Annotated in this window: 28 protein-coding genes; 10 read left to right on the forward strand and 18 right to left on the reverse strand. The window is 73.8% G+C overall.

Annotation, left to right across the window (positions count from 1 at the left end):
- Positions 1–32: 32 nt before the first annotated feature.
- The gene (locus tag BLU82_RS15115; RefSeq protein WP_092621884.1) at positions 33–1,658 is read right to left on the reverse strand and encodes an FAD-dependent oxidoreductase; all 1,626 of its coding nucleotides are present in this window, start codon (positions 1,656–1,658) and stop codon (positions 33–35) included.
- Between the two features lie 144 nt (positions 1,659–1,802).
- Between BLU82_RS15115 and BLU82_RS15120 the strand changes: the two genes are divergently transcribed.
- Both BLU82_RS15120 and BLU82_RS15125 read left to right on the forward strand, forming a co-directional pair.
- Positions 1,803–2,897: a LacI family DNA-binding transcriptional regulator gene (locus BLU82_RS15120; protein ID WP_172885620.1), complete on the forward strand. Its 1,095-nt coding sequence runs from the start codon at positions 1,803–1,805 to the stop codon at positions 2,895–2,897.
- A gap of 5 nt (positions 2,898–2,902) precedes the next feature.
- Complete coding sequence (locus BLU82_RS15125) at positions 2,903–5,296, forward strand: beta-glucosidase (RefSeq protein ID WP_092621889.1); 2,394 nt, start codon at positions 2,903–2,905, stop codon at positions 5,294–5,296.
- Positions 5,297–5,346: 50 nt separating this feature from the next.
- On the opposite strand, the gene BLU82_RS15130 is transcribed toward BLU82_RS15125, so the two are convergent.
- Positions 5,347–5,928 carry a DoxX family protein gene (locus BLU82_RS15130; protein WP_092621891.1) on the reverse strand — a complete coding sequence of 194 codons (582 nt, stop codon included), beginning with the start codon at positions 5,926–5,928 and terminating at the stop codon, positions 5,347–5,349.
- A gap of 195 nt (positions 5,929–6,123) precedes the next feature.
- Here BLU82_RS15130 and BLU82_RS15135 point away from each other — a divergent pair, with 195 nt between their 5' ends.
- Together BLU82_RS15135 and BLU82_RS15140 are read left to right on the forward strand one after the other, a co-directional pair.
- Positions 6,124–6,621, forward strand: coding sequence for a flavodoxin family protein (locus tag BLU82_RS15135; RefSeq protein WP_092621893.1), 498 nt, complete (start codon positions 6,124–6,126; stop codon positions 6,619–6,621).
- Between the two features lie 21 nt (positions 6,622–6,642).
- The gene (locus tag BLU82_RS15140; RefSeq protein ID WP_092621895.1) at positions 6,643–7,080 is read left to right on the forward strand and encodes a pyridoxamine 5'-phosphate oxidase family protein; all 438 of its coding nucleotides are present in this window, start codon (positions 6,643–6,645) and stop codon (positions 7,078–7,080) included.
- On the opposite strand, the gene BLU82_RS15145 is transcribed toward BLU82_RS15140, so the two are convergent.
- On the reverse strand, positions 7,046–7,921 hold the full coding sequence (locus BLU82_RS15145) for a universal stress protein (protein ID WP_092621897.1): 876 nt from the start codon (positions 7,919–7,921) through the stop codon (positions 7,046–7,048). The genes BLU82_RS15140 and BLU82_RS15145 overlap by 35 nt on opposite strands.
- A 663-nt stretch (positions 7,922–8,584) precedes the next feature.
- Here BLU82_RS15145 and BLU82_RS15150 point away from each other — a divergent pair.
- The 3 genes from BLU82_RS15150 to BLU82_RS15160 all read left to right on the forward strand — a co-directional run bounded on the left by BLU82_RS15150 (position 8,585) and on the right by BLU82_RS15160 (position 11,128).
- Positions 8,585–9,481 carry a universal stress protein gene (locus BLU82_RS15150; protein WP_092621899.1) on the forward strand — a complete coding sequence of 299 codons (897 nt, stop codon included), beginning with the start codon at positions 8,585–8,587 and terminating at the stop codon, positions 9,479–9,481.
- 115 nt (positions 9,482–9,596) lie between these two features.
- Positions 9,597–10,220, forward strand: a complete 624-nt coding sequence (locus tag BLU82_RS15155) for a PIG-L deacetylase family protein (RefSeq protein ID WP_157740989.1) — start codon at positions 9,597–9,599, stop codon at positions 10,218–10,220.
- A 20-nt stretch (positions 10,221–10,240) separates the two neighbouring features.
- Positions 10,241–11,128, forward strand: coding sequence for a universal stress protein (locus tag BLU82_RS15160; RefSeq protein WP_092625867.1), 888 nt, complete (start codon positions 10,241–10,243; stop codon positions 11,126–11,128).
- Positions 11,129–11,136: 8 nt separating this feature from the next.
- Here the strand turns inward: BLU82_RS15160 and BLU82_RS15165 are convergent, their stop codons facing one another.
- The 3 genes from BLU82_RS15165 to BLU82_RS34745 form a co-directional block, all read right to left on the reverse strand.
- On the reverse strand, positions 11,137–11,643 hold the full coding sequence (locus BLU82_RS15165) for a pyridoxamine 5'-phosphate oxidase family protein (protein WP_172885621.1): 507 nt from the start codon (positions 11,641–11,643) through the stop codon (positions 11,137–11,139).
- Between the two features lie 17 nt (positions 11,644–11,660).
- The gene (locus tag BLU82_RS15170) at positions 11,661–12,050 is read right to left on the reverse strand and encodes a hypothetical protein (RefSeq protein ID WP_092621905.1); all 390 of its coding nucleotides are present in this window, start codon (positions 12,048–12,050) and stop codon (positions 11,661–11,663) included.
- 400 nt (positions 12,051–12,450) lie between these two features.
- Entirely contained in the window at positions 12,451–12,615 is a 165-nt protein-coding gene (locus BLU82_RS34745; RefSeq protein ID WP_092621907.1) for a hypothetical protein, read from the reverse strand.
- A 96-nt stretch (positions 12,616–12,711) separates the two neighbouring features.
- Between BLU82_RS34745 and trxA the strand changes: the two genes are divergently transcribed.
- Genes trxA through BLU82_RS15190 form a run of 3 tightly spaced genes read left to right on the forward strand, consistent with a single transcriptional unit; the run spans position 12,712 to position 13,655 of the window.
- Entirely contained in the window at positions 12,712–13,074 is a 363-nt protein-coding gene (trxA, locus tag BLU82_RS15180) for a thioredoxin (protein WP_092621909.1), read from the forward strand.
- Complete coding sequence (locus BLU82_RS15185; RefSeq protein ID WP_092621911.1) at positions 13,071–13,388, forward strand: DUF302 domain-containing protein; 318 nt, start codon at positions 13,071–13,073, stop codon at positions 13,386–13,388. Before trxA ends, BLU82_RS15185 begins: the two co-directional genes overlap by 4 nt.
- Before the next feature lie 3 nt (positions 13,389–13,391).
- A complete protein-coding gene (locus BLU82_RS15190; protein ID WP_069112711.1) occupies positions 13,392–13,655 on the forward strand; it encodes a metal-sensitive transcriptional regulator in 264 nt (87 codons plus the stop codon).
- Positions 13,656–13,685: 30 nt separating this feature from the next.
- Here BLU82_RS15190 and tcuA read toward each other — a convergent pair whose 3' ends face one another.
- From tcuA to BLU82_RS15250, 12 genes are all read right to left on the reverse strand, one after another.
- Positions 13,686–15,161, reverse strand: a complete 1,476-nt coding sequence (gene tcuA, locus BLU82_RS15195; RefSeq protein ID WP_092625869.1) for an FAD-dependent tricarballylate dehydrogenase TcuA — start codon at positions 15,159–15,161, stop codon at positions 13,686–13,688.
- A 53-nt stretch (positions 15,162–15,214) separates the two neighbouring features.
- Positions 15,215–16,633, reverse strand: coding sequence for an aldehyde dehydrogenase family protein (locus BLU82_RS15200; protein ID WP_092621913.1), 1,419 nt, complete (start codon positions 16,631–16,633; stop codon positions 15,215–15,217).
- Between the two features lie 14 nt (positions 16,634–16,647).
- The gene (locus BLU82_RS15205) at positions 16,648–18,255 is read right to left on the reverse strand and encodes a thiamine pyrophosphate-binding protein (protein WP_092621915.1); all 1,608 of its coding nucleotides are present in this window, start codon (positions 18,253–18,255) and stop codon (positions 16,648–16,650) included.
- 3 nt (positions 18,256–18,258) lie between these two features.
- On the reverse strand, positions 18,259–19,248 hold the full coding sequence (locus BLU82_RS15210; RefSeq protein WP_092621917.1) for a TIGR03557 family F420-dependent LLM class oxidoreductase: 990 nt from the start codon (positions 19,246–19,248) through the stop codon (positions 18,259–18,261).
- Positions 19,249–19,260: 12 nt separating this feature from the next.
- Positions 19,261–19,683, reverse strand: a complete 423-nt coding sequence (locus BLU82_RS15215; protein WP_092621919.1) for a DUF3830 family protein — start codon at positions 19,681–19,683, stop codon at positions 19,261–19,263.
- A 2-nt stretch (positions 19,684–19,685) separates the two neighbouring features.
- Positions 19,686–20,096: a DUF3830 family protein gene (locus tag BLU82_RS15220; RefSeq protein ID WP_069112717.1), complete on the reverse strand. Its 411-nt coding sequence runs from the start codon at positions 20,094–20,096 to the stop codon at positions 19,686–19,688.
- Positions 20,093–20,521 carry a DUF3830 family protein gene (locus BLU82_RS15225; protein WP_157740991.1) on the reverse strand — a complete coding sequence of 143 codons (429 nt, stop codon included), beginning with the start codon at positions 20,519–20,521 and terminating at the stop codon, positions 20,093–20,095. Before BLU82_RS15225 ends, BLU82_RS15220 begins: the two co-directional genes overlap by 4 nt.
- Before the next feature lie 42 nt (positions 20,522–20,563).
- Positions 20,564–21,547: an LLM class flavin-dependent oxidoreductase gene (locus BLU82_RS15230; protein WP_092621923.1), complete on the reverse strand. Its 984-nt coding sequence runs from the start codon at positions 21,545–21,547 to the stop codon at positions 20,564–20,566.
- Positions 21,548–21,634: 87 nt separating this feature from the next.
- On the reverse strand, positions 21,635–22,312 hold the full coding sequence (locus BLU82_RS15235; protein WP_092621925.1) for a GntR family transcriptional regulator: 678 nt from the start codon (positions 22,310–22,312) through the stop codon (positions 21,635–21,637).
- A 53-nt stretch (positions 22,313–22,365) separates the two neighbouring features.
- Positions 22,366–23,970 carry an ABC transporter substrate-binding protein gene (locus BLU82_RS15240; protein WP_092621927.1) on the reverse strand — a complete coding sequence of 535 codons (1,605 nt, stop codon included), beginning with the start codon at positions 23,968–23,970 and terminating at the stop codon, positions 22,366–22,368.
- Entirely contained in the window at positions 23,967–25,016 is a 1,050-nt protein-coding gene (locus BLU82_RS15245) for an ABC transporter ATP-binding protein (protein ID WP_157740994.1), read from the reverse strand. The genes BLU82_RS15240 and BLU82_RS15245 overlap by 4 nt, the downstream gene beginning before the upstream one ends.
- Positions 25,013–25,990 (reverse strand): ABC transporter ATP-binding protein, encoded by a 978-nt coding sequence (locus BLU82_RS15250; RefSeq protein WP_092621931.1) that lies wholly within the window; start codon positions 25,988–25,990, stop codon positions 25,013–25,015. Before BLU82_RS15250 ends, BLU82_RS15245 begins: the two co-directional genes overlap by 4 nt.
- Positions 25,991–25,996 lie beyond the last annotated feature (6 nt).

Below are 25,996 nucleotides of genomic sequence, written 5' to 3' on the forward strand. Positions count from 1 at the left end.
GTCCCTCCAGTGGGAGATGTGGTCCTGGGGCGTCAGACCGTGCGGGTGCGGATGCGCTCGGGCCAGGCGAGTTCGGCGCCGAGCACGCCGGTGAGCAGGCGCTGGAACTCCGCCAGCACGTCGCTCTTCGCCCGGACCGCACGCGGCGGCAGACCGGTGGTGAGGGCGTACGCGGCCAGCGCGCCGGCCGCCTCGCCGATGGTCCACTCGACCGGGTGCAGCCGGTATCCGCCGTTGGTGATGTGGGTGGTGGCGATGTTCTTCGCGGCGGCGATCAGGTTGTCCATGCGGACGGGGAGCAGCGCGCCGAGCGGCACCTGGAAGGGGTGGCAGGCGATGTCGACGTAGCTGCGCGGGTGGCCGGCGCCGGTGCTGGGGTGCAGGTCGATGCGGTAGCAGCCGATGCCGACGGAGTCGGGGAACACCTCCGAGCCGGCCGGCAGCCCGGCGGCCCGGCGCGCCTCGACACCGATGTGCTCCTCGACGACGGTGAGCTCGCCGGCGATGCGCCGCGACTCGCGGACGTACGGGCGCAGCGCCAGCCCGGCGTCGTCGGCGCCGCCGTCGCGCAGCAGGTCGCCGCGCGGACGCAGCCCGGGGTAGCCGGTGCCGCCGTCGTGCCGGGGCGCCTCGGTCTGCATCCAGAAGAGCAGCGACCGGCTCAGCTGCCGGGCGGCGCCGAGATGTCGCTGCCGCTCGGCCGGGTCGACGCCGACGAGCGGGCCGAGGACGTAGTCGTTCTGCGGCCAGTTGACGAGGGTGACGTCGCTGGCCAGGAAGCCGGGTGTGAACGTGCGGGCGCTGAGGATGCGACGGAAGGTCCAGCGGTCGATGCCGTGCCCGCCGGTGGGCGTCTCGGCGTCGGTGAACAGCGGGTGGGTGCGGACGGCCAGCGAGTCCGGCCGCACGTCGGTCCAGGACAGCAGCGGTCCCGGCCAGTAGGCGGGTGCGAGGTCGCGCCAGAACTCGTAGTCGTCCGGGCGGTCGATGGTCCAGTCCTCGCCCTCGCGGTAGTCCATGGCGAAGCACCAGGTGAACGACTGCTGGTCCAGCGGCTGCGCCGGGCCGGGCAGCGCGTGCAGCTCGCCGGTCCGCTCCCGGCTCTCCGCGCCGATGACCGACTCGGCGCCGGACAGCTCGACGACGTCGCCCAGCTCGGTCGCGTCCAGGACGTAGGGCGCGCGGACGGCGACGTCGTCGCCGTCGCGCTCGAACCGGACCGCGGTGACGGTGTCGCCGTCGACCTCGGCCGCCGTGGGCCGGGCGCCGGTCAACACGGTGAGCCGGCGGTTCGCCCGGTACGGCGCCAGCATCGCGCCGATGGCGGCCAGCGCGACCTTGGGTTCGTGACACAGCGGGCTGACGCGGCCGTCGCCGGGACTGAGCGCGGCGGACGCCCGGGCGGACTCCGTCAGCGGGTAGTGGCGCCGGTACAGCTCGCGGATCTCGGTGCGCAGGCGGCGGTAGCTCGCGGGCGCGCCGAACGTCTCGACCCAGGCGTTCTCGTCGGGTGGGACCGCCTGCGAGGTGAGCTGACCGCCGAGCCACGGCGACTCCTCGGTGAGGACCACCGTACGGCCCAGGCGCAGGGCCGCGAGCGCCGCGGCGACACCGCCCAGCCCGCCACCGACGACGAGCACCTCCGCCTCGTGGTCCACGGCGCCTCCTGCCTCGTCAGAAGCTGATTAAACGCTTTGATTAAGCGCTATGATTAAACGCGTTAGCCGATGGTAGACTCGGCTCGTTCCGTCGTCAATGGGTGGGGCCGGCGAGGTTCGCCGGCACAAGGGAGGCAGGTACTCGTGGCTCAGCGCCGCCGGGCCGACAAACGACGCGTCACGCAGAGCGACGTCGCTCGCGCCGCCAACGTGTCCACGGCCATCGTCTCCACGGTCATCAACGGCAAGACCGACTCCATCCGGGTGAGCGACACGACCCGCGAACGGGTCTGGCAGGCGGTGCGCGACCTGCACTACACCCCGAACATCGCCGCGCAGAGCCTGGCCGGCGGCCGCAACCGCATCATCGGCGCGTTCACCTACCAGCGGCTGTTCCCGTGGGAGAGCCGCGACTTCTACTACGAGTTCCTGCTGGGCATCGAGGAGGAGGCCGAGGCCGTCGCGCACCACCTGCTGCTGTTCACCGGCGCCAAGAACGAGTCCGGCGAGCGCTCCATCTTCAACCACGACGCCAACCTGCTGCGGCTGGCCGACGGCGCCATCCTGGTCGGTGGCCGGGTCGACGGCGACGAGCTCGCGAAGCTGGCCGCCGACGGCTACCCGTTCGTGATGATCGGCCGGCACGACGAGGTCGGCCCGCAGGTGTCCTGGGTCGCCGCCGACTACGCGGCCGGAGCCGACGCCGTCGTCGAGGAGCTGTACGCGCGCGGCCACCGGCGGCTGCTCTACGTCGCCGGCTCGCGCACGCAGGAGACGCTGACCGAGCGGCGGTCCGGGTTCGCGGCCGCCTGCGCCCGGCACCGGCTGGGCCCGAAGCGCGCCGCCATGGTGGCCTTCGGCGCGGCCAACCCCGACCTCCCGCGCCTCGCGGTCGCCGACGACGAGACCGCCGTCCTCGCCGCGGCCCGCGCGGCCGGCTCGACCGCCGTCATCGCCGAGTCCTCGTACGTCGCGCACCGCCTCCTCGAGACCGCGCGGGCCCAGGGCGTCGACGTGCCGGGCGAGCTGAGCATCGTCGGGCTGGGCGACCACGGCGACCGCGCGAACGTCCTCTCCCCCGACCCCGCGCTGACGCTGCTGCGCACCCCCAGCCGCGAGATCGGCGCGGGCGCGGTCCGCATGCTGCTGCGGCTGCTCGACGCGCCCGACACCGGCCCCGAGCAGGAGTTCGTCCCCTGCGAGCTGACCGGCGGCCAGACCGTCGGCACGCCGGGCTGACCCCGATGGACGACCTGCTGGGGAAGCTGACGCTGGAGCAGAAGGTGCGGCTGCTGACCGGGACCGACTCGTGGCGGCTGCCGGCCGAGCCGGCCATCGGGCTGCGTCCGGTGGTCCTCACCGACGGTCCCGCCGGGGTCCGCGCCGCCCACCTCGCCGGCCACGGCACCGCCGTCAACCTGCCGTCGGGGACCGCGCTGGGCGCGTCGTGGGACGTCGAGCTGGCGGCCCGGTTCGGCGCGGTGCTGGCGGCCGAGACCCGCCGGGTCGGCGCCGACGTCCTGCTCGGGCCCACCGTCAACCTGCACCGCAGCCCGCTCGGCGGCCGGCACTTCGAGGCGTTCTCGGAGGATCCGCTGCTGACGTCGCGGCTGGCGGCCGCCTACGTGCGCGGCGTGCAGGACGGCGGGGTGGGCGCCTGCCCGAAGCACTACGTGGCCAACGACTTCGAGACCGAGCGGTTCACCGCCGACGTCGCCGTGTCCGAGCGGGCGCTGCGCGAGCTGTACCTCGCGGCGTTCGAGGACACCGTCGTCGAGGAGCGCCCCTGGATGGTGATGGCCGCCTACAACTCGGTCAGCGGGGCGACGATGACGGAGAACGCCTTGCTGGCGTCGCCGCTGTGCGACGAATGGGCCTTCGACGGCGTCGTCGTCTCCGACTGGGGCGCGGCGCGGACGACCGTCGCGGCGGGGCGGGCGCGGCTGGACCTGGTGATGCCGGGGCCGGACGGGCCCTGGGGTGCGGCGCTGGTCGACGCGGTACGGGCCGGGTCGGTGCCCGAGGCGGCGGTCGACGAGAAGGTGCGGCGGCTGCTCCGGCTGGCCGAGCGGGTGGGTGCGCTGTCCGACGCGCCGCCGGTCGCGCCGCCGCCGGTCGACGGGCCGGCACTGGCCCGTGAGGCGGCCGCCGCCGGGATGGTGCTGGTGCGCAACGCGGGCGGCGAGCTGCCCTGGAACCCGGCCCGGCTGCGGTCGCTGGCGGTCATCGGGCAGAGCGCCGTGCTGGCGCGCACACAGGGCGGCGGCAGCGCGTACGTGCAGCCCGAGCACGTGGTGTCGCCGCTCGACGGGCTGCGCGCCGCGCTGCCGGACGTCGACGTGCGGTGGTCGCTCGGAGCCCAGGTGCAGCGCGGCCTCGTGCCGCTCCCCCCGGCCGGGCTCACCGATCCGGAGACCGGATCGCCAGGCGTGCGGCTGGTGGTCCGGGCGGCCGACGGCACCGTCCTGCGCTCGGAGCGGCACCGCTCGGCCGACCTCACCCGCATCGGCTCGAAGCGGCTGGCCGGCGCGGCCTCGATCGAGCTGGCCACGATCCACCGTCCCGACGACGACGGCCCGGTCCGGCTGGGGGTCGCGGCGGCCGGGCGGGTCCGGCTTCGCGTCGACGGCGCCGACGCCATCGACACCGTGCTGGACCACGACGGCGCCTCGTTCGCCGGAGGGCTGGTGTCACCGCCGGTGGCCAGCGCACCGGTCGAGCTGCGGGCCGGCCGGCCGGTGCACGTCGCCGTCCGGCTCGACCTCCCCGACCGGCCGGGCGACCACACCGCGGCGACGCTCGTCGTCGGGACCGACCTCGCCACGTCGTCGCCCGAGGACGAGCTGGCGGCCGCGGTGGCCGCCGCACGCGACGCCGACGCCGTCCTCGTCGTCGTCGGGACCACGCCGGACATGGAGAGCGAGAGCTTCGACCGGTCCACGCTGGCGCTGCCCGGGCGGCAGGACGAGCTGGTGCGCGCGGTGTCCGCGGCCAACCCGCACACCGTCGTCGCCGTGAACGCCGGCGCGCCGGTGCTGCTGCCGTGGCGTTCCGAGGTCGCCGCGGTGCTGCTGACCTGGTTCGGCGGGCAGGAGCTCGGCCACGCTCTGGCCGACGTGCTGCTCGGGCTGGTGGAACCGGGCGGGCGGCTGCCGACGACGTGGCCGGCCGCCGAGGACGACGTGCCGGTGCTGGCCACCGCGCCTGTCGACGGCGTCGTCCGCTACGACGAGGGCGTGCACGTCGGCTACCGCGCCTGGCTGCGCTCCGGCGCCGAGCCGGCGTACCCGTTCGGCCACGGCCTCGGCTACACGACGTGGTCGTTCGACGACCTCGTCGTCGACGGCCGCGAGGTCACCGTCAGAGTCCGCAACACCGGGGCGCGGCCCGGCAAGCAGGTCGTCCAGGTGTATCTGTCCCGCGCCGACAGCACCGTCGACCGCCCGGCTCGCTGGCTGGCCGGCTTCGCCGTCGTCCGCGCCGCCCCCGGCGCCACCGCGACGGCCCGCGTCGAGCTGCGGCCGCGGTCGTTCGCCCACTGGGACGGCGGCTGGCGCACCGAGCCCGGGACGTTCACCGTCCACGCCGGCCCTGATGTCGCGGACCTCCCCCTGCGCGCCGAGGTCACGACGACGTGACAGCACTGTGCGCCGACCGGCGGGTCGCCGCACAGTGCGGTGCGCTGGGCTCAGATGAGCCAGCGGTTCTTCTGGACGAGGGGGATGCGTTCCCAGAGCCGGCCCAGACCGAGGTAGCGGCCCGAGAAGGTCAGCGCCAGCACCACGATCATGAGTGCTTCGGTGATGTGCTGGTCGAGGAACGGGTTGGTGTCCAGCGGCAGCGACGCCAGGTACATCATGCCGAGCATCAGCACACCGGCCACGGCGGCGATGCGCATGCCGATGCCGAGCATCAGCGCCAGCCCGATGCCGAGCAGGCCGATCATGAACAGCCAGTCGACCCAGGTGGTGCCGGCCAGGTCGTTGAAGAAGTCCTTGAACGGCCCTTCGACGCCCGACAGGTACCCGGTGGTGGGGCTGCCGCCGTCGATCCAGGCGTTCTCGCTCGGGGTGGCGTAGCCGAGGCCGAACGTCTTGTCGAGGAACGCCCAGAGGAAGGTCCAGCCGAGTGCCAGCCGCAGGGCGGCCAGGACGTACTGGAGCGCGACGGGACGAACGTCGGGGTGGGTGGTGCCGGTGGTGGTCACCGGCGCGGTGCGCTGACGCGGGAGGTTCCGGATCGGCGCGTCGTGGCTGCTGGGCGTGGTCATCGTCCCGTCTCCTTCTGGAGTTCCGCCGGTCTCTCCGGCGCTGACTCCAGTCCATCGCTCCGCGGGTGTCCGGCGCTGCTGCCCAACGTCGTCGCCGGGCGGGACCTTGGTCATCTCAGCAGAGGACCGACGGAGGTGGCGCGGCGGCGCGGTCCGGCGCAGGGTCGAAACAGGCAGATCGAGAGGAGTGCCACCATGCGCGCACTCGTCGTCTACGAGTCCATGTTCGGCAACACCCAGAAGATCGCCGAGGCGATCGCCGGCGGCCTCGCGCTGACCATGACCACCGACATCGTCGAGGCGGGTTCCGCCGGCCGCTCCCTCGCCGGCGTCGACCTGCTGGTGGTCGGCGGGCCCACCCACGCCTTCGGGATGAGCCGCGAGTCCACCCGCGAGAGCGCGCACGACCGGACCTCCGGCACCGTCGTGTCGAGGGCCGGCGGCATCCGCGAGTGGATCGCCGCCCTCGACGCCGACGGCACACCGTTCGCGACCTTCGACACCAAGGCCGAGCGGCCCCGCCTGCCGGGCTCCGCGGCCCACGCCGCACGCCGGCACCTGCGCCGCCGCGGCCTGCGTCCCGTCGCCGCGGCGACCAGCTTCCACGTCACCGGCATGGAGGGCCCGCTCGCCGACGGCGAGGAGGAGCGCGCCCGCCGCTGGGGCGAGGAGCTCGGCCGCGCCAGGACCTGAGCCCGGACGGGAGGCAGCGCGATGGACGTCGATCCGCGCACCGGGATGACGATCCTCGATGCGGACACCTGCTGGGAACTGCTCGCGTCGGCGGACGTGGTCCGGCTCGCCGTCGTGGCCGCCGGCGACCTCGAGATCTTCCCGGTCAACGCGGTCGTCGACGGCCACACGCTCGTGTTCGCCACGGGCGAGGGCACCAAGCTCGCGGCCGTGACGATCGCACGCGACGTCGTGCTCGAAGCCGACGGCGCAGACGCGGCGCGGGGCGTCGCGTGGAGCGTCGTCGTCAAGGGCCGGGCCGAGCGTCTGGAGCGGTTCGCCGACATCTACCGGGCCGAGGAGCTCCCGCTCCGGTCGTGGACGACCCACCCGAAGCAGTGGTTCGTGCGGGTCCGTCCGGCACGGATCACCGGCCGGCGATTCGTCAGCGCCGCGGGTCGAGGTCGCGGACGACGGTGACGGGGATCGGCAGGCGCCGCAGGATGCTCCGCGCGGACGAGCCGAGCAGCAGGCCGGTGATCCGGCCGTGTCCGCGCCCGCCGATGACGGCGAGGTCCGCCCCTCCGGCGTACTCGGCCAGCACGTGGGCGGGGCGCCCGTACTCGACGGTGGTGGTCACCCGCACGGCGGGGTACTTCGCCCGCCAGGGATCCACCGAGGCCCGGAACACCTCCGCGGCCGCCGCCTCGTAGCGCGCGGCGTCCGGGCGCAGCGGCCGGTCCGCCGGGTAGCCGAGCGGCAGCTCCATCGCGTGCACGGCGATGATCCGCGCACCGCGTGCGGCCGCCAGCGTGAACGCGTACTCCACCGCCGCCTGGCCGCGAACCGACCCGTCGACGCCGAGCAGGACGCCGTGGCGCGGCCGGGCGGGCGGCGCCCAGATGTCCGGGACGATGGTCAGCGGCACGCGGGTGCGCGCGGCGCACGCCAGCGAGGTGGACCCCATCACCAGCTCCGCGACGCGGCCCGTGCCCTGCCGGCCGACCACCAGCATCGGCGCGCGCAACGAGGCGCGCAGCAGGATCCGGGGACCCAGGCCGTAGCGCAGGACCGTCCGGGCCGGGACGTCGCGGTAGCCGCGCTCGGCGAGCCGGTCGAGTGCCTCGTCGAAGATGTCGTCGGCCAGCTCCTGCGGCGCGGTGTCGAGGACGGCGAGCGAGTGGCGTTCGCCCGGATGGGCGAAGACCAGCGTCAGCCCGCACCGGCGCGTCCGCGCCTCCTCCGCGGCCCAGTCCAACGCGAGCAGCGCGCTCGGCGATCCGTCCAGTCCGACGACGATGGGTGCGGTGCTGGTGGCCATGCCTCCAGCAGACCGCCACGGGCCGGGTCGCGCACAGGGCCCGGCGACCCGTCCGGCCGGGCCCAAGGTCCCGCACGGCGCACGCCTTCGGCCCTGGGACCCGTCCGGCGTGCTCCGTAGCGTCGGACGTGGAATGGGTTCTGAAGAGCTGGTGAGTCACATGCGCGTCCTGCTGTCCTCCACCGCCCCGGGCGGTGACATGGTCGAAGTGCTCGGCCGCGACCCGGCCGACCTCGCGCACCGCGCGGAATCGGGTCCGGCAGGCCGTGACCGGGGTGCTGCGGCCGCACGGGCTCCGGCCGCCGCGCTACGTCCGGATCACCGCCGATCACGATGTGATCGACGTCTCGCTGACGTTCGAGCACCAGGTGCCCGTGGTCGTCCGTGAGCAGGTACGCCCGGCGGTCCGGGTGGCGCTGGTGCCGTTCAGCCCACACTGGGCTTACGCGCGGGTGAGGATCCTCGAGGACCTGCCGGTCACGCCGGCGAACCGACCGCCACCACCTCGATGCCCCGTCCAGCACGGCCCGCAGGTAGGTGCGCCCGATGCGGCCGAAGCCGGGCGGCGGGACCTGCGGCTCTACCGGCGGCCGCTGGCCGGCGCGACGGTGAACCGGCGACGGCGCCGACGAGGTGCGCCGTCACGGACGAACGGAGCCGACGATGTGGAATGTGCTGGACGCGACGGACCGGCCGATCGTGGCCGGCATCGACGGCCGCCCCGAGAGCGAGGCCGCCCTGCACTGGGCCGTGGCCGCCGCCCGGGCGCGCCGGACGTCATTGCGCGTCGTCCTGGTCGCCGACGCGTCCGAGCTGCAGCGCTACGTGCCGTACCGGCCGGACGTCCACGGCGAGACGTTCATGGTTCCGGCGCGGCCGCACCGGCATCCGTCCGACGACGACCTCGACCGCGCGGTCGCGATCGCCCGGCTGCGCCTGCCGCCCGGCGCCGTCACCGGACGACGCGCGCCCGGCGCCGCGGCGGCGGCTCTGATCGAGGACTCCGCCGACGCCGCCATGCTCGTCGTCGGCACCCGCAGGCGCGGCCCGCTCGCCGCCGCCGCGCTCGGTTCGGTGAGCGCGACGGTGGCCGTACACGCACGCTGCCCCGTGGTCGTCGTCGGCGCCGAGCCGCCGGAGTCCGGCGCCGGCCTGCCGGTCGTCGCCGGGATCGCGGACGACCGCGCCGCCGACGGCGTCCTCGACTTCGCCTTCCGCGAGGCGTCGGTGCGCCGGGTCCCGCTGACGGTGATCCACGCCGGCCGGGCCGATCCCGGCCTGGCGCCCGGGCTGGCGAACCACGCCGCCCGGTATCGCGACGTGCGGGTGACGGCGCACCTGTCCGGCGACGGCGCGGCCGAGACGCTGACCGCGGCCAGTGCCGGCGCCCAGCTGGTGGTCGTCGGGTCGCGGCGGCGCGGCCGGGTGGCCGGCCTGGTGCTCGGCTCGGTCGGGCGGCAGTTGCTGCACGAGGCCGGCTGCCCGGTCGCCGTCGTGCACCCCGCCCGCGCCCGGACGCCGCGCCGCACGGTCGTCCGGCCCGCCGAGGCGCCGCTGTGACGTCTCGGGCCGAAGGTCCCGACATCACCGTCTTCGGCCTCTACGCCCGCAGCCGCCCGAGGCGGACGCTGGAGGCATGGGCCACCACACGAGACCAGTGCCGGCGGTGCGACGGATGCTCGTCGTCTGCGCCCACCCCTACGACGCGACGTTCGCGCTCGGCGGCGTGATCGGCGCCTTCGCCGACGCCGGGACCTCGGTGCACATCCTGTGCCTCACGCACGGACGGCGGCCGGATCCGACGCCGCGCCGGCGGGTCGACCGCGCGCGCGACCTCGGCCGCGCCGTCCGGCGGCTCGGCGCCGAGGACGTCGTCCTGCTGGACCACGCCCCCGGCACGCTCGGGGCCGCGACCATCGACGAGCTGGCGGCCGAGATCCGGGAGGCGGCGGCCGCCGCCGACGCGCTGCTCGTCGTCGACGCCACCGGCCCCGGCGCCCACCCCGACCACGTGCGGACGATGCGGGCGGCCTACCGCGCGGCCACCACCACCGGCGCCGTCCTCTACGCCTGGACGCTGCGACCAGCCGCGCACGGGGCAGCGCACCAGGGGCTGGTGATCGACGCCGACCGTGCCCGGCAGCGCGCGGCCATCGCCTGCCATACCGGCCTGCCCGAGGACGACCCGCTGCGCAGCCGGTGGATGCGGCACCAGGACCCGGCCGAACGGCTGGTCGTGCTGCGGGACGAGCGAACCCTCGCCCCCGTCGACCGCCCACCGGAGCCGAGCTCGTTGTGACCGGCGCGGCGGAGCCGGCCATGACCAACGCCGTCGTCGTCGGCGTCGACGGGTCGCCCGACAGCGGCCACGCCCTCTCCTGGGCGGCCGCGCAGGCGCATCGGCGCGGCAGCGTGCTGTACGTCGTGTTCGCGCTCTGGACGCCGCTGGCCGCGCTCCCGTTCGGCGGCACGGTGCTGCAGCCGCCGCCGGACGAGCTGCGCCTGTACTCCGGGCGCGTCCTGGACCGGGCGAAGCAGCTCGTGCTGGAGCAGCACCCCGGCGTCGAGGTGAGCACGGTGCTCGTCGTGCGCCCGCCGGTGCAGGCGCTGCTCGACGTCTCTCACGACGCCGCCCTGGTGGTCGTGGGGACGCGTGGTCTCGGCGCGTTCGGCGGGCTGCTGCTCGGCTCGGTGAGCGCCCGGGTGGCCGCCCGCGCCACCGCGCCCGTCGTCGTCGTGCCGGAGCCAGCCGGTCCGGGCAACGGCACGATCGTCGCCGGGGTCGACGGCTCGCCGCACGGCGACGCCGCGCTGCGGTTCGCGCTGACCGAGGCGGACCGCCGGGACGTGCCCGTCGTGGCGGTGACCGCCTACGAGCCGGACCCGCTCATGCTGCCCGTCCTCGACCCCGCGGCCGTGGAACGCGCCGCCGCGATCGAACGGCGCGGCGCCGAGCAGCTGGCGTCCGACGCGGTGGGCCGGGCCAGGGCGGCCACCGGCTCCGCCGCCACCGTCACCGTCCGCGTCCAGGCCGGGCGGGAGGCGCAGGTCGTCACCGACGCCGGACGCGACGCCGGCCTCATCGTGGTCGGGTCGCGCGGCCGCGGCGAGGTGCGCGGCCTGCTGCTCGGCTCCACCAGCCAGGCCGTCCTGCACCACGCGGGCCGCCCGGTCGCCGTCCTGCACGCACGGTCCGACGACGGGTGACCGGCGCGTCAGAAGCGGTGCCGGGTGTGTGAGAACGTGTCGCCCTTGCCGAAGGCGAGCACCTTGGCCGGGGCGACGGCGAACACCAGCGCCTCGCCGCCGTCGCCGTGGTGGAAGGCGCCGTCGCGCACCTCGAACCGCCAGGATCCGTCCCACTTCGTGCGCCACGCGGCGGCCAGCCGCTGCAGCGCGGCGTCGTCGGTGACCTGAACGGCGTCACCCTCGACGACGACGTCCAGGCCGCCGTCCCAGTCGTTGCGCCCGGTGATGAGGGTGACCCGCGGGTTCGTCCGCAGGTTGACGGCCTTCTGCTCGGCGGCGCCGGTGCAGAAGTGCAGGGCGCCGTCGAGCCAGACCGCCACGAGCGGGGTGACGTGCGGCCGTCCGTCGGCGCGGACGGTCGTGATCCAGAACAGCTCGGCGTCCTCGATCACGCGCAACGTGTCGTCCCATGAGGCCGGCGTGGCGCCAGGGGCGCTGAACCGGGAGTCGAGTGACGTGGTCGGTGCGCTCATCGGTCTCCCCTTCTCGGTCATGACAGGTACGACCGGCCGGCGGAGGAGAACTCATCGCCGCCGATGCCCCGGACGGCGACGACCGCCAGGCCGGCCAGTGCGGCCGCCGTCAGCACGGGCACCGCGGCCTTCGCGGCCCGAGGCGGCAGGACCAGCTCGAACAGCGGCACCGGGTCGCCCAGACGTCGCTGCAGCGGCCCGAGCGGGCAGTTCCCGCGGCCGATCACCAGCGCCACCCCTTCGGCCGCGAGCGCGCCGGCACTGACCGCCAGCCCGCGGTCCCGCCGTCCGGTCAGCGCACACACCCAGACGTGGCCGAGGGCGGCCAGCTCGGCCGCCGCGATACCGGTGTGGACCAGCCGCAACGCCGTCGCCCGGCGCGGCAGCTCGGCCGGTTGTGGTGCCATACGGCCACGGTCGCGCACCGGCGCTCCCGGCCGCAGGGCCGAAGGTCCCCGGATGGGCGGGTCGTCCCGCCCGGCGCCGGGCGGTCACCGGTCCGCGTGCGGCGGTTCCTTCTCGCGTCCCGCCCCGGCGGCGAGGGCGGCGCCGGCCTGCTCGGCGAGGGTGTCGGCGACCATGCGTTGCTCCAGGGACGGCCGCCCGTATCGCGGTGGCGGCCGTGAGCAGGAACCGGCCATGTCTCGTCCCGCCGACCGTGGTGAGCGCGGCGCACGCCACCAGCGGCCCCAGCAGGGCCACGGCCATCACCACGGTGGCGGAGCGGCTCGGCGACGCGTCCACGTCTCCATCTACCGCCCGGCCGCCCGGTGCTGTCAACGATCTTGACGAGTCCTTAGCGGTGCGTCAGGACCGGCGCCCGAAGATGCGCCCGAGCAGCGAGCCGCGCTCGGAGCCGTGGCCCGGGCAGCGCTCCTCTTCGGGGATGCCCGCCATGACCTGCTGCACGTGCAGGCCGCAGCCGCGCCAGGTGGTGCGGCCGCAGGTCTTGCACAACGCCGGATGACACATGTCTCGCCTCCTGCCGAGTCGTCGTCCGGGAATGAACGTATCCCCCCGGGGGGTTATGCTGTCAACCGAACCATCGCATCGAAGGGCACGACGTTCATGACCACCACCACCCTGACCAGCCAGACCTTCCAGCAGACCGTCGAGGACAACGAGATCGTGCTGGTCGACTTCTGGGCCGCCTGGTGCGGACCGTGCCGCAGTTTCGCGCCCGTCTACGAGCAGGCGTCCGAGCAGCACCCGGAGATCGTCTTCGGCAAGGTCGACACCGAGGCCGAGCGCGACCTCGCCGGCTGGGCCCAGATCACCTCCATCCCCACCCTGATGGCGTTCAAGAAGGGCCACCTGGTCTTCTCCCAGCCCGGTGCCCTCCCGGCCGCCTCCCTGCAGCAGGTCATCGACGCCGTCGTCGACCTCGACGTCGACGCCGCCCTGGCCGCTGCCCAGGACGCGCAGCAGTGACGGGCTACGCCCCGGGCGTCACCACCCTGAAGGCCGAGCTGGACGTCGACGTGCCCGACGAGGTCATCCTCGGCGCCTGCCGGCCGGAGCTGGCGCACCGGGCGCTGACCGCCGATCCGTCCGTCGCCACGCTGCTGCCCTGCAACGTGGTGGTGCGCGCGGCGGCGCCCGGCCGCACGGTTGTCGAGGCCGTCGACCCCGCCACCATGCTCGGCGTCACGGGCCGCGACGACCTCGCCGGGGTGGCCGGCGAGGCCCGCCGACGCCTCACCGGGGCCCTGTCCCAGCTCACCGCCGTCGCGCGGAGAGGATGAGCCATGCAGCTCGAGCCCGACACCACCACGCCGATCATCCACCGCGCCCGGCGCGCCCACGGCCACCTCGCCCGCGTCATCACGATGCTGGAGAACGGCGACGACTGCGAGGACGTGCTGACCCAGCTCGCCGCGGTGATCAAGGCGCTGGACCGCACCGGCTTCGCCATCGTCGCCACGGGGCTGCAGCAGTGCCTCAGCTCCGGGCAGGACACCGACAGCGTCGACGTCAAGAAGATGGAGAAGCTCTTCCTCACGCTCGCCTGAACTGCAGAGCCGGCTGACCGCGGAGCGCGGTCAGGCGACGCTGCCGGCGCGGTGCCCGAAGACGGCGCCCGCGGCCAGGCCGGTGCCGCCCGGGTAGTTGCCGCTGAACAGGCCGCCGAGCATCTCGCCGGCGACCAGCAGGCCCGGGATCGCCGTACCGTCGTCGGCGAGGACGCGGCCGTGGGTGTCGGACCGCAGCCCGCCGAAGGTGAAGGTGATGCCGCACGTCACCGGGTAGGCGTAGAACGGCGGCGTGAGCAGCGGCGCGGCCCAGTTGCTCTTCGGCGGGCGGACGTCGGCGCGGCGGCCGTCCTTGACGGTGGGGTCGAAGCGCACCGTGGTGTCGATGGCGGCGTTGTACTCGGCGACGGTCTTGCGCAGTCCCGCCTCGTCGATGCCGGCCTCCCGCGCGAGCTCGTCGACCGTGTCGGCGACGACGACGCTGATGCCTGGCATGTCGTACTCCTCGGCCCGCAGCATGGGCCGCAGCTCGGCGTCGAACAGCTGGAAGGCCACCGAGCCGGGCTGCTCGAGGATCTGGCTGCCATACTTGGCGTACGTGTAGTTGCGGAAGTCCTCGCCCTCGTCGATGAAGCGCTCGCCGTCGACGTTGACGACGATGCCGAGCGGGTAGCTCTGCCGGGTCAGCCGGTTGGTCAGTTCGCGGTTGCTCTCGTTCCGCGGATGCCCGGCGTCCCAGGCCACGGCGTGGCACGTGGACCAGTCGCCGGCCCGCCCGGCGCCGATCCGCAACGCCTCGACCAGCACCTCGCCGGTGTTGTTCGACGTGCCGCGCACGCGGGCGTTGGCCCAGCCGCGACCCAGGTGGCGTTCGCGCAGCCGCGGATCGGCCTCGAACCCGCCGGCGGCGAGCACCACCGACGCGGCCGCCACCTCGCCTTCGACACCGTCGCTGGTCAGGTACCCGACGCCGGTGACGGCGCCGTCGTCGACCAGCAGCTCGCGGACGGCGTGGCCGTAGCGGACGTCGACGCCGAGGGCGGCGGCCGCGCGGGCGTGGTCGGCCATCAGGCCCTGTCCGCCGTCGACGTTGCCGATGTGCAGGCCGCCCCAGAACAGGTACCTGCCGTCGTCGCGCTGGTACGCCTGGCGCTCGTACATCAGCCGGTAGCGCAGCCCGTGACCGTGCAGCCACCGCACGACCCGGCTGCTCTGCGCCACCAGCACCCGGGTGAGGTCGGGGTCGTTGCGCCCGCCCGTCACCTTGGCGAGATCGGCGGCGTACTCCTCGGCGGAGTAGGGCGGGACCTCGGTGGCGCCGTGCCGGTCGTCGGGCTCGACGATGTCGAGCAGGTCGGGCAGGCCGTCGTGCACGATGCGGGTCGCGCCCGCTGTGTAGTAGCTGTTGCCACCCGCGTGCTCGCGCTCGCCCTTCTCCAGCAGGACGACCGAGCGGCCACGCTCGGCGGCGGCGAGCGCGGCGCAGAAGCCGGCGTTGCCGCCGCCCACGACGACGACGTCGGCGTACGGCCGGGAGGTTCCCAGTCGGTTCAAGGTGTTCTCCACTTCTGTGGACGGGCGGACGCGCGGATGCGGCGTCACGGGCCGAGCGTCAGCAACGTCTCCTCGGTCATGTCGCGGATGGCGTACGCCGGGCCCTCGTGGCCGAATCCGCTGCCCTTCACCCCGCCGAACGGCATGAGGTCGACACGTGCGCTGGAGGTCTCGTTGACGTGCACGGTGCCGACCCGCAGCCGGCCGGCGACGTGCAGCGCCCGCCCGATGTCGGACGTGAACAGGCCGGCCGCGAGGCCGTACGGGGTGTCGTTGGCCTCGTCGATCGCCTTGTCGACGTCGGCGAACGGGCGGATCGACACCACCGGGCCGAAGATCTCGCGGCACATGACGTTCATGTCCGGCGCGACGCCGGTGAGCACGGTGGGCCGGACGACCGCGCCGGCGCGGGTGCCGCCGGTCACGATCTCGGCGCCGTCGCCGGCCGCGGCCGCCACCCAGCTCTCGACCCGTTCGGCCGCCTGCTCGTCGATGAGCGGGCCGATGAACGTGCCCGGCTCGCGCGGGTCGCCGACCGGCCGCCCGTCCAGCGCGGCCAGCAACGCCGCGGTGAAGTCGGCGACGACGGCCTCGTGGACGTAGAGCCGCTGCACCGACGTGCACACCTGGCCGGCCTTGCGGAAGGCGGCGTTGACGCACAGCTGCGCCACCCGCGCGAGGTCGGCGTCCTCGCAGACGATGGTGCTGGCCAGGCTGCCCAGCTCGAGCTGGGCCCGGCGCACGCCGATGGTGCGCTGGATGTGCTCGCCGACGGCCGTGCTGCCGGTGAACGCGTAGTACGCCGGCACGTCGTCCTCGAGCAGCCACTGACCCACCGTCGAACCGTCGCCGTACAGCACGCTGATCAGGCCCGGCGGCAGCCCGGCGTCGAGCAGCACGCGCAGCAGCAGGTCCGCGGTGAGCGGCGTCAGCTCGGCCGGTTTCAGCACGACGCCGTTCCCGGCCGCCAGGGCCGGCGCGACCTTGTGCGCAACGGTGTTGAGCGGCGAGTTGAACGGGGTGATCGCGCACACGACGCCGACCGGGCGGCGCACCGTGAACGCGACCCGCGCGGGCGCGCTCGGGTCTGCGTCGATGGGCACCACCTCGCCGCGCAGCCGCTTGGCCTCCTCACCGGACAGCAGCAGGGTCTGCGCCGTGCGCTCGACCTCGCGCCGGGCGTCCACCGTGGTGAAGCCGGTGTCGGTGACGATGGACTCGACCAGCTCACCGGCCCGCTCGAGCACCAACTCGCTCGCGCGGGCGAGGATGCCGTAGCGGTCGTAGGGCGAGAGCGACTGCCCGGCCTGCGCGGCCGCGACGGCCCGGGTGGCCGCCGCGACCTGCGCGCGGCCGGGCGAGTGGACCTCGGCCACCGGCTCGCGCGTGTAGGTGTCGCGGGCGACGGCGCTCTGTTCGCCGTCGGTCCAGTCGCCGTCGACGAACGGGCGCAGCTGCTTCATGCTTCTCCTCCGGGTCAGAACTGCGACGCGTACTGGGCAGGGTCGATGCGGGCCTCGACGACCAGGGGCCGGGTCAGCCCGGCGACGCCTTCGAGGGCGCGGTCGAGCTCGGCCCTGGACTCCACCCGGACGCCGTCGCAGCCCATCGCCCCGGCCAGTTGGACGAGGTCGGTGTCCTCGATACGGGTCGCGACGCTCGGGTAGCTGACCGCCATCTGTTTGAGCTCGATGCGGTTGAGGCTGCCGTCGACGAACACGACCACGACGATCGGCAGCCCGAGCGCCGCCGCCAGCCGCATCTCCGTCGCGACCATGGCGAAGCCGCCGTCACCGACGAGCGCCGCCACCGGCCGGTCCGGGCGCAGCAGTTTCGCCGCGATCGCGGCCGGCACGCCGAAGCCCATCGCCGAGAGACCGTTGGTCATGAGCACGCTGCGCGGCCGGGTGGCCGGCCACCCCTGCCCCACCAGCAGCTTGTGCGAGCCGACGTCGGAGGTGACGATCGCCGTGCCGGCCAGCCGCCCGGCCACGACGTCGACCACGTCGGTCGGGTTGAGCCGGCCCTCCACGCGGCCGTCGTAGTAGGCGTCGCGCAGCCGGGACCGCTGCTCCTTGACCTCGCGCTCGGTCCACCGCGGCTCGCCGGTCCAGCCGTCGGCCAGCAGGTCCAGCCCGGCCGCGATGTCGCCGACCACCTCGGTGGCGGCGGCGTAGATCTGGTCGGTGTTCGGTGTGGTGTCGACGTGCAGCACCGGGGTGGTCAGCCGCCACGGCTTGATCAGCTCGACCGGGTCGAACCCGGCCGCCACGATCAGGTCGGCCGAGCCGAGGAAGTCCCAGACCACCTGATTGCAGGCCATGTCGAGCACGCCTGCGAACATCGGCGAGTCCTCGGGCACGACGCCCTTGGCCATCGGCGCCACGACCACCGGCATCCCGGCGGTCTCGGCCAGCCGGAGCAGCTGCTGCGTCGCCTCGCACCGCGCCGCGCCGATGCCGGCCAGCAGCACCGGGCGCCGCGCCGCCGCGAGCACCCGGGCCGGGTCCGGGCCGGTCACGCCCACTCCCCCGCGCGCCGGGCCGAACGGCGGCACCGCCACCTCGGCGTCGCGCGCGGTGGCCTTGAAGGTGTCCGAGCTCACGGTCAGGTGCACGGCGCCGGGCCGTTCGGCCGTCGCCGTGCGCAGCGCCTTGCGCATGACGGTGGCCACGGCGCCGGCGTCCATGCGACCGGCCCACTTGGTGACCGGCCCGAACAGTGCCTGGTGGTCGACCACCTGGTGGGTGAAGAACGGCTCCCGGGCCGACTCGATCTGGCCCGACACCGCGAGCATCGGCACACGGTCCAGCGTGGCCGCCGCGACGCCGTTGACCAGCGCGGTGGAGCCCGGGCCCAGCGTCGACAGGCAGACGCCGGGCCGGCCCGTGACCATGCCGTACGCCTCGGCCATGAACCCGGCCGTGCCCTCGCGGCGGGCCAGCACGACGTCGATGCCGCGCACCCGCGAGCGCTCCATGAACTCGATGATCGGATCACCGGGATAGGCGAAGATCGCCTCGGTGCCCGCCTCGGCGAGGTAGGCCGCCATCACGTCCGCGGTGCTCGCCGCCTCGGTCGTCATCGCTCAGGCCGCCAGCTCGCGCAGCCGGGGCAGCACGTTCTCGCCGATGAGCTTGATGGTGCCCATCGGGTCGTTGCTGGCCACCTGGATCGACACCCACTCCGCGTCGATCTGCTCGACCAGCGGCCGGTACGCCTCGACCAGCGCGTCGGCGTCGGGGACGACCGTGTAGCTGCCGAGCACCTCGGCGCGGTCCATCGCGTCGGCCCGCTCGCGCAGCACGGCCGGGTCGGCCGCCTCCAGCCGGCCGGGCGCGCGCAGCCCGCGCATCGGGCCGAGCGCGCGCCAGGCCTCCTCGTCGTCGCCGGCCAGGACGGTCCACCGGGTGGCGAGGATCCGCGGGTCGGGGTTGCCGCGCTCGGCGGCCGCGGCCCGGAACGGCTCGATGACCTTGGTGATGGTGTCCTGCGGGTTCTTGACGCTGGTGATGAGGCCGTCGGCGTGGGCGCCGGCGAACGCGGCCGACTTCGGCCCACCGGCCGCGAGCAGCGTCGGCACCGGGGACGTCGGCGGGCTGTACAGCTTGGCCGTGGTCGTCGTGTAGTAGTCGCCGGCGAAGTCCAGCTTCTCGCCGCCGTGCAGCCGCCGGATGATCTCCAGCGCCTCACGCATGCGGCCCATCCGCTCGCCGTAGCCGGGGAACTCCCAGCCCAGCGGCGTCTCGTTGATGGCCTCACCGCTGCCGACGCCCAGCAGCAGCCGGCCGCCGGACAGCCGCTGGACGGTGGCCGAGGCCTGCGCGACCACGCCAGGGTGGTAGTGGAACAGCGGGCAGGTGACGGACGTGCCGAGCTCGACCCGCTCGGTGCGGGCCGCCACCATCCCCAGCCAGCTCCACACGAACCCCGCGGCCGACGTGTCGTCGACCCACGGGTGGAAGTGGTCGGACCCCAGGACGGTGTCGAACCCGGCCTGCTCGGCCAGGACGGCCTGCTCGACCAGCTCCTCCGGCTGGTAGGACTCGTGACTGCACAACCAGGCGAACTTGACCATGCGCTCTTCCCTTCAGGCCCGGCCGACGACGATGGCCGACGGGCCCTGGTCGGCCGTGCGGGCCACGACGGACAGGAACTCCGTCCGGTTGGTGACGATCTTGGCCAGGCGAGTGGTGTAGTCGACGCCGACCGCCCAGCGGTACTCGCCGACGCCGTAGCCGATGAGGATCTCGCTGCCACGCGGGCGCATCACGAGCGTGCCCGGGTAGATCGACGTGACCGGGTTCTCCAGCTCGGCGACCTCGCGCAGCGGGCCCTCGCCCGGGTGCAGCACGCCAACGTCGCCGGACCACTTGGCCGAGATCAGCCTGCGCTCGATCGGCTCGGCCAGCATCTCCCACAGCGCACCGGTCGCCTTCGGCGCGTTCGCCTCCAGCAGCAGCGCCTCGGCGGTCACGCCGCCGGACTCGAGCCGGATCCGCTTCTGCGTCATCGTCACTCCCCCTGCTCGATCAGCACGTCCAGCGCTCCACGGTCGCGGGTGTCCTGGAGCTTCCCCGCGAGCCCGGCGGCGTTCTCGACGACGTCGCCCAGGTAGGTCACCCAGTGGGTGCCGGTGTTGCTGCGCGCCTGGCCCTGGCCGTAGGCGAACACCAGGTAGCCGCGGACGGGGTCGTAGGCGACCATGCCCGGGTAGTACATGGAGACCTGGCCCTCGATGCCGGCCGTCTCGTCGCGCAGGGCGGCGTCGTGCACGACGGCGCAGTTGCCGCTGCGGCTGGCGTGCACGACCCGGGCCCGCAGGGGCAGCGTGGCCAGGACCGCGGCCACGCCGTTCGGCGCGGCGGCGTCCTTCAGCTCTGCGACGGCGGTGACGCCGTCGACGGTGATGCGCAGCTTCGTCACGACTCGTCCTCCGCTCGGGTGATCGACACCTCGGTGGAACCGCCCTGCCAGGTGCCGCCGAAGGCGGCCAGCAGGTCGGCGCCGTCGCCGTCCAGCTCGGCCACCGGCGTGGCGTAGGTGCGGCCCACCGGGCCGCGCGACTCGGCGACGCCGTACGACATGAACAGTTCGGCGACGCCCCGCGGGTTCGGCCGCACCACGATGGTGCCCGGGTAGATCGACGTCACCGGCAGCTCGATGTCGTCGAGGGCGGCGATCGGCTGGTTCGGTGTCTTCACCCACACCGCCGACCCGGCCCACCGGGCATGCGTGATGGTGCCCTCGATCGGCAGCGACTCCCAGAAGGCGTCGGCCGTCTTCGGCGCGTCCTCGAGCAGGGTGTAGCGCGCCGTGGCGTCGCCCACCCGGACTTCGATCCTCTTCATTCCCATCCCATCGGTCGTCTCGATGCGTGTGTGCCGGAGGCGTTACGCGAACTGCGCGATGACCTCCTTCCCGAGCAGCTGGATCTGCTCGAGCACCTGCTCGGGGGTGTTCCCGCTCGGGATGAGCCCGACGTGGCGCATGCCGGCCTCCTCGTACTCGCGCAGCCGCGCGACGACGTCGTCCGGCGACCCGACGATGTACGACGTCTCGGCGGACCGGCCGCGCGCCGCACCCAGGCCGCGGGCCAGCGAGTTCTCCCACCGCTCCTGCGCCTGTGCGCGGGTCGGCGCGACGAGCACGTCGAACTGCAGGCTGACCTCGATCTCGTCCGGGTCGCGATCGACCTGCGCGCACGCGGCGTGCAGCGCCTGGATCCGCTCGGTCAGCTGCTCCGGCGTGATGTGCATGTGGATCCAGCCGGCGCCCCACCGGGCGGTGCGGCGCAGCATCTCGTCGCCGGCGCCGGTCATGTACAGCGGGAACGGGCGCTGCACCGGCTTCGGGAAGACCTCCGCGCCCTGAACGCTGAAGTACTCGCCGTCGTGGTCGACGACCTGGTCGGTGAGCAGCTTCTCCAGCAGCTCCAGCGACTCCTCCAGCCAGCGCCCGCGGTTGATCGACGAGCTGAACCGGCCGCGCAGGCGGTCGAGCTCGGTGCGCTTCCCGCCGAGCCCGAGACCGAGCGCGTACCGCCCGCCGGACAGCACGTCGAGCGTGGCCACCTGCTTGGCCAGCAGGATCGGGTCGCGCAGCGGCACCGTGACGGCCGACGTGACGAACCGGATCCGCTCGGTGCGAGCGGCCAGGAACGCCAGCGTCGTCTGTGCCTCGAAGAAGTTCGGCGTCGCGCGGGCCCGGCCCGCCAACGCCTCGTCGAAGGTGGACTGCAGGTCGTTGGCCCAGAGCGAGTCGAACCCGCTCGCCTCCGCCGTCACCGCGATGTCGGTGAGCACCTCGGGCGTCGTGAACCCGGGCGGATAGACCTTCCCTTCGCGACAGTTCGGTATGGCTGCTCCGAAACGCATGCGCTCGAACCTCCGTGTCTACGATTGCATCCCAACGTATACCGTCGCGCGCAACGACGTCCATACCCGCCGGGCGCGCGCGACGCCCTAGCTCAGATCGGTCTCCCAGAGCTTCAGCCTGATGTCCCGGGCAGCGGTGAAGTGCTGCCCCGCCAGCTCGGCGGCGAGCTCGCCGTTGCGTGCCTCGATGGCGTCGACCAGCTGCTCGTGCTCGCGGTTGGACGTCTCCCACCGGCCCGGGTAGGCCAGCGTCGTCGCCGGGTACCGGCCCAGGTGCATGCTCAGCCGCCCGAGCAGGTCGATCAGCGAGCCGTTGTGGCTGGCCCGCCAGACCAGGCGATGGAAGTCGGCGTTGATCGCCGCCTTGGTGGTGGCGTCGGCATCGGCGAGCGTGGCCATGCGCGGGATCATCCGGCGCATCAGCAGCAGGTCGTTCTGGTTGCGGCGGTCGGCGGCGAACCGGGCCGCCGTGGCCTCCAGCACGATGCGCGTCTCGTAGATGTCGAGGATCTCCTCGGGGCTGCTCTCGCGCACCACCAGGCCGCGGTCGCCGCGGCGGATCAGCCCGTCCTGCTCCAGGCGGGTCAGCGCCTCGCGCACCGGCGTACGGCTGACCTGGCACCACTCGGCCAGCGTGGCCTCGACGAGCGGCTGCCCCGGCTCCAGCTCACCGGACAGGATGGCCTGCCGGATCTTCTCGTACGGGTTCGGCCGGCGGTCCGGTGGCGGGAATCGTCGCTGATCGTCGCTGGGGGCCGTGACCATCGGTGCGCCTTTCTCAGGATGAGCATTCGAGAGTAGCCGATCTTGCCTGCTCGTCACGGTTCCAACGCGCTCCAGGTGAGGTCGCCGGAGAGCGCCCCCGACAGGAACTCGTCGATGCCGCCGAAGCTCGAACGGATGGCGTCGGGCTGATCGGCTTGGAGCAGCGTGAGCGCCGGCAGGTCCGCGGCGATGATCTCCTGGGCCTGGCCGTAGATCTCGGCCCGCGCGGCCTGGTCCTGCGTGCGTGCGGCCTCGGCGAAGAGCGCGTCCAGTTCCTCGTTGCAGTAGCCGGTCGGGTTGTTGAACGCCAGCTTGTTCGGGTTGCACTTGTAGACCCTCCCGATCCCGAACTCCGGGTCCGGGCGCGTGTCCAGCGAGAGCAGGTTGGTGCCGAAGTCCTGCTGGACGAAGAGCGCGTCGCTGTTCACCGTCGCCTCGTCCTGCGTGGGTTCGGTCTCCACCCCGATGGCCCGCCAGTTGTCCGCGATGATCGCGGCCAGCGCCTGCGTGTACGGCTGCGTCGCCACGTAGCGGAGCCTGACGCTGAACCGGGTGCCGTCGCCCTGCTCGGGGTACCCCGCCTCGTCCAGCAGAGCGGCGGCCGCGTCGGGGTCGTAGGCGAAGGCGTCGAGGTAGTCGATGCCGGTGTCGGTCGCCCAGAGCCCCGTCGGGAACGACCCGGCCGCCGGCTCGGTGAAGTCCGGGTCGGCCGACTTCGACATCAGCTCGCGGTCCAGCGCCATGAACAGCGCCTTGCGCACCTCGGGGTCGTCCAGCGGCTCCTCGTTCTGGTTGAGCCACATCGTCATGAACGTCGCCGACACCCGGCCGTTCTGCAGCGTGATCTCGTCGTTGCCCTCGAGGGCCTTGACGATGGTGTCGTCGACGTCGAACTTGTTGATGTAGTCGATCTCCCCGTTGACCAGGGCGTTGGCGCGCGAGTTGCTGTCCGGGATCACCTTGTAGATCAGCCGGTCGACGGCCGGTGCGCCGTCCCAGTAGTCCGGGTTGGCGGTCAGCGTGATGGTGTCGCCGCTCCAGCTGTCGAAGACGAATGGGCCGGTGCCCACCGGTGCGCGGTTGTTCGGGTTGGTCAGCAGGTCGGTGCCGGCGTAGATGTGCTCGGGCTGGATGCTGAAGTCCTGCGGGCCCAGCGCCAGCAGCAGCGGCGCCAGCGGCTGCTTCAGCGTGACGACGACGGTCGCCTCGTCGGGTGCCTCGACCGAGGCGATGGTGCTGGTCAGCACGGCTCCGGTCGGCGACAGCGGCAGCACCTCCTGGAAGCTGAAGAGGACGTCGGCCGAGCTGAACGGCTCGCCGTCGTGCCAGGTGACGCCTTGGCGGAGGTGGAAGGTGTAGGTCAGGCCGTCGTCGGAGATGTCCCAGCTCTCCGCCAGCGCCGGCACGACGTCCTTGTCCTTCGTCGTGCGCACCAGGCCCTCGGCGACGGCCAGGCCGACCGTGGCCGTGAGGGCGTCGGAGGTGAAGCTGCGCACCAGCATCTCCGGCTGGCTGGCGAGCCCCGTGACGAACGTGGTCTCACCGCCGCCGTCGCCGCCGGTGGACTCGGTGCCGGAGCCGCCGCAGGAGGCCAGGAGGAGCGCCGCGGCCGCGATGGCCGGCACGATGCCGGCCCGTCGCGCGAACGTGATGGTCATGATCTGTCGCTTTCTGCCGCACCGACGGTGCGGCGGTCATGGGCCGGCGGCGGGACCGCCGGCTCGGACAGCAGATGACACGCCGCCAGTCCGTGATCCGGAACGGGCAGCAGCGGGGGGTCGACCGTCGCGCAGACGTCCATGGCGGACGGGCAGCGCGGGTGGAACCGGCAGCCGCTCGGCGGGGAGAGCGCTGACGGCGGGTCACCGGAGAGGGTGCGCCGGGACGGTGTGGAGCCGCCCCGCCGGATGCGCGGGGTGGCGGCGAGCAGGGCCTGGGTGTACGGGTGCCGGGGCGACTGGAAGACCCGCTCCGTCGGCCCCTGCTCGACGATGCGGCCGAGGTACATGACCGCGACGTCCTGGGCGGTCGACGCGACCACCGACAGGTCATGGGTGATCAGCAGGACGCTGATGCCGCGTTCGGCCCGGATGTCGGCGAGCAGGTTGAGGATCTGGCCGCGGATGGACACGTCCAGCGCGGAGACCGGCTCGTCGGCGATGATCACGTCGGGCTCGACCGCCAGCGCGCGGGCGATGCCGACCCGCTGCAGCTGCCCGCCGCTGAGCTCGTGCGGGCGGCGGGCCAGGAACTGGCGTCCCGGCTGCAGGCCCACCTGGTCGAGCAGGCGGACCACGTCGTCCTGGGCCGACGCGCGCGACGTTCGGCTGTACAGCGCCATCGCGCTGTGCAGCGTCTCGAAGACGGTCTTGCGGGGGTTGAGCGCCGAGCCGGGGTCCTGGAAGACCGCCTGCACCTTCGGCCGGAACGCCCGCCGGTAGTCGCGGCGGCTGAGCTGGTCGATCGGCCGGCCATGCAGGGCCACCGTGCCGGTGTCGGGCCGCAGCAGGCCGAGCGCCATCCGGGCGGTGGTGCTCTTGCCGCACCCGCTCTCCCCCACCAGCCCCAGCATCCGGGCACGGTGCAGCTGCAGGTCGACGCCGTCGACAGCGAGGGCCTGGCCGGGTCCGCGGGACAGGACGCCGCGGCGGACGCCGTAGCGCTTGCTCACGCCGGACAGGCTGAGCACGGGTTCTCCGGTCACGACGCCTCCCCCGCGGTGTCGGCGAGCAGCCAGCAGCGTGCGGTCCGGTCCCGGTCGAGCCGCACGACCGGAGGGTCGGCGGCGCACCGGTCGTGGGCGGCGGGACACCGCGACCGGAACCGGCAGCCCGTCGTGATGCTGCCCGGCGGCGGGACCACGCCGGGGATGGTGCGCACCCGCTGCTCGACCGGCTCGTCGACGTCGAGCACGCACGCGAGCAGCCCCTGCGTGTAGGGGTGGCCGGGGTCGTCGAAGACGGCGTCGACGGGGCCCGACTCCACGATCTGCCCGGCGTACATGACGTACACGAACTCGCAGGTCTCCGAGACCACGCCGAGATCGTGCGTCACCACCAGCAGCGCCATGCCGCGCTCGCGCACCACGTCGGTGATGGTGTCGAGGATCTGCGCCTGCACCGTGACGTCGAGCGCCGTCGTCGGCTCGTCGGCCACCAGCAGCTCGGGGTCGCCGGCCAGGGCGATCGCGATCAGCACCCGCTGGCGCATGCCGCCACTGAGCTCGTGCGGGTAGCGCCGGCGGAACGCGCGCGAGCTGTCCAGCCCGACGGAGCGGAACAGCGCCGTCACCTGGGTCTCTCGCTCGCGCCGGTCCTTGGCGGCGAGCACCTCCTCGACCTGCGCCCCGACCGTCATCGTGGGGTTCAGCCGGGCCAGCGCGTCCTGGAAGACCATCGCGATGCGCCGGCCGCGGTAGTCGCGCAACCCGCGGTCGTCCAGCTGCGCGAGGTCGACCCCGTCGTAGCTCGCCTCGCCGCTGACACCGTCCAGCACCGACGGCGGGATGAACCGCAGGATGCCGCGCAGCGTCATCGACTTGCCGCAGCCGCTCTCCCCCACCAGCGCCACGCGCTGCGACGGCCGCACCTCGATGCTCACCTCGTCGACCGGCCGGATCACCCCGGCCGGGGTCTTCAACGCGACCGAGAAGTCGCGGACCGCAAGTCCTGTGCTCATCGCCGG

The organism is Jiangella sp. DSM 45060, assembly GCF_900105175.1.
In the GTDB taxonomy this organism is placed as follows: Bacteria; Actinomycetota; Actinomycetes; order Jiangellales; family Jiangellaceae; genus Jiangella.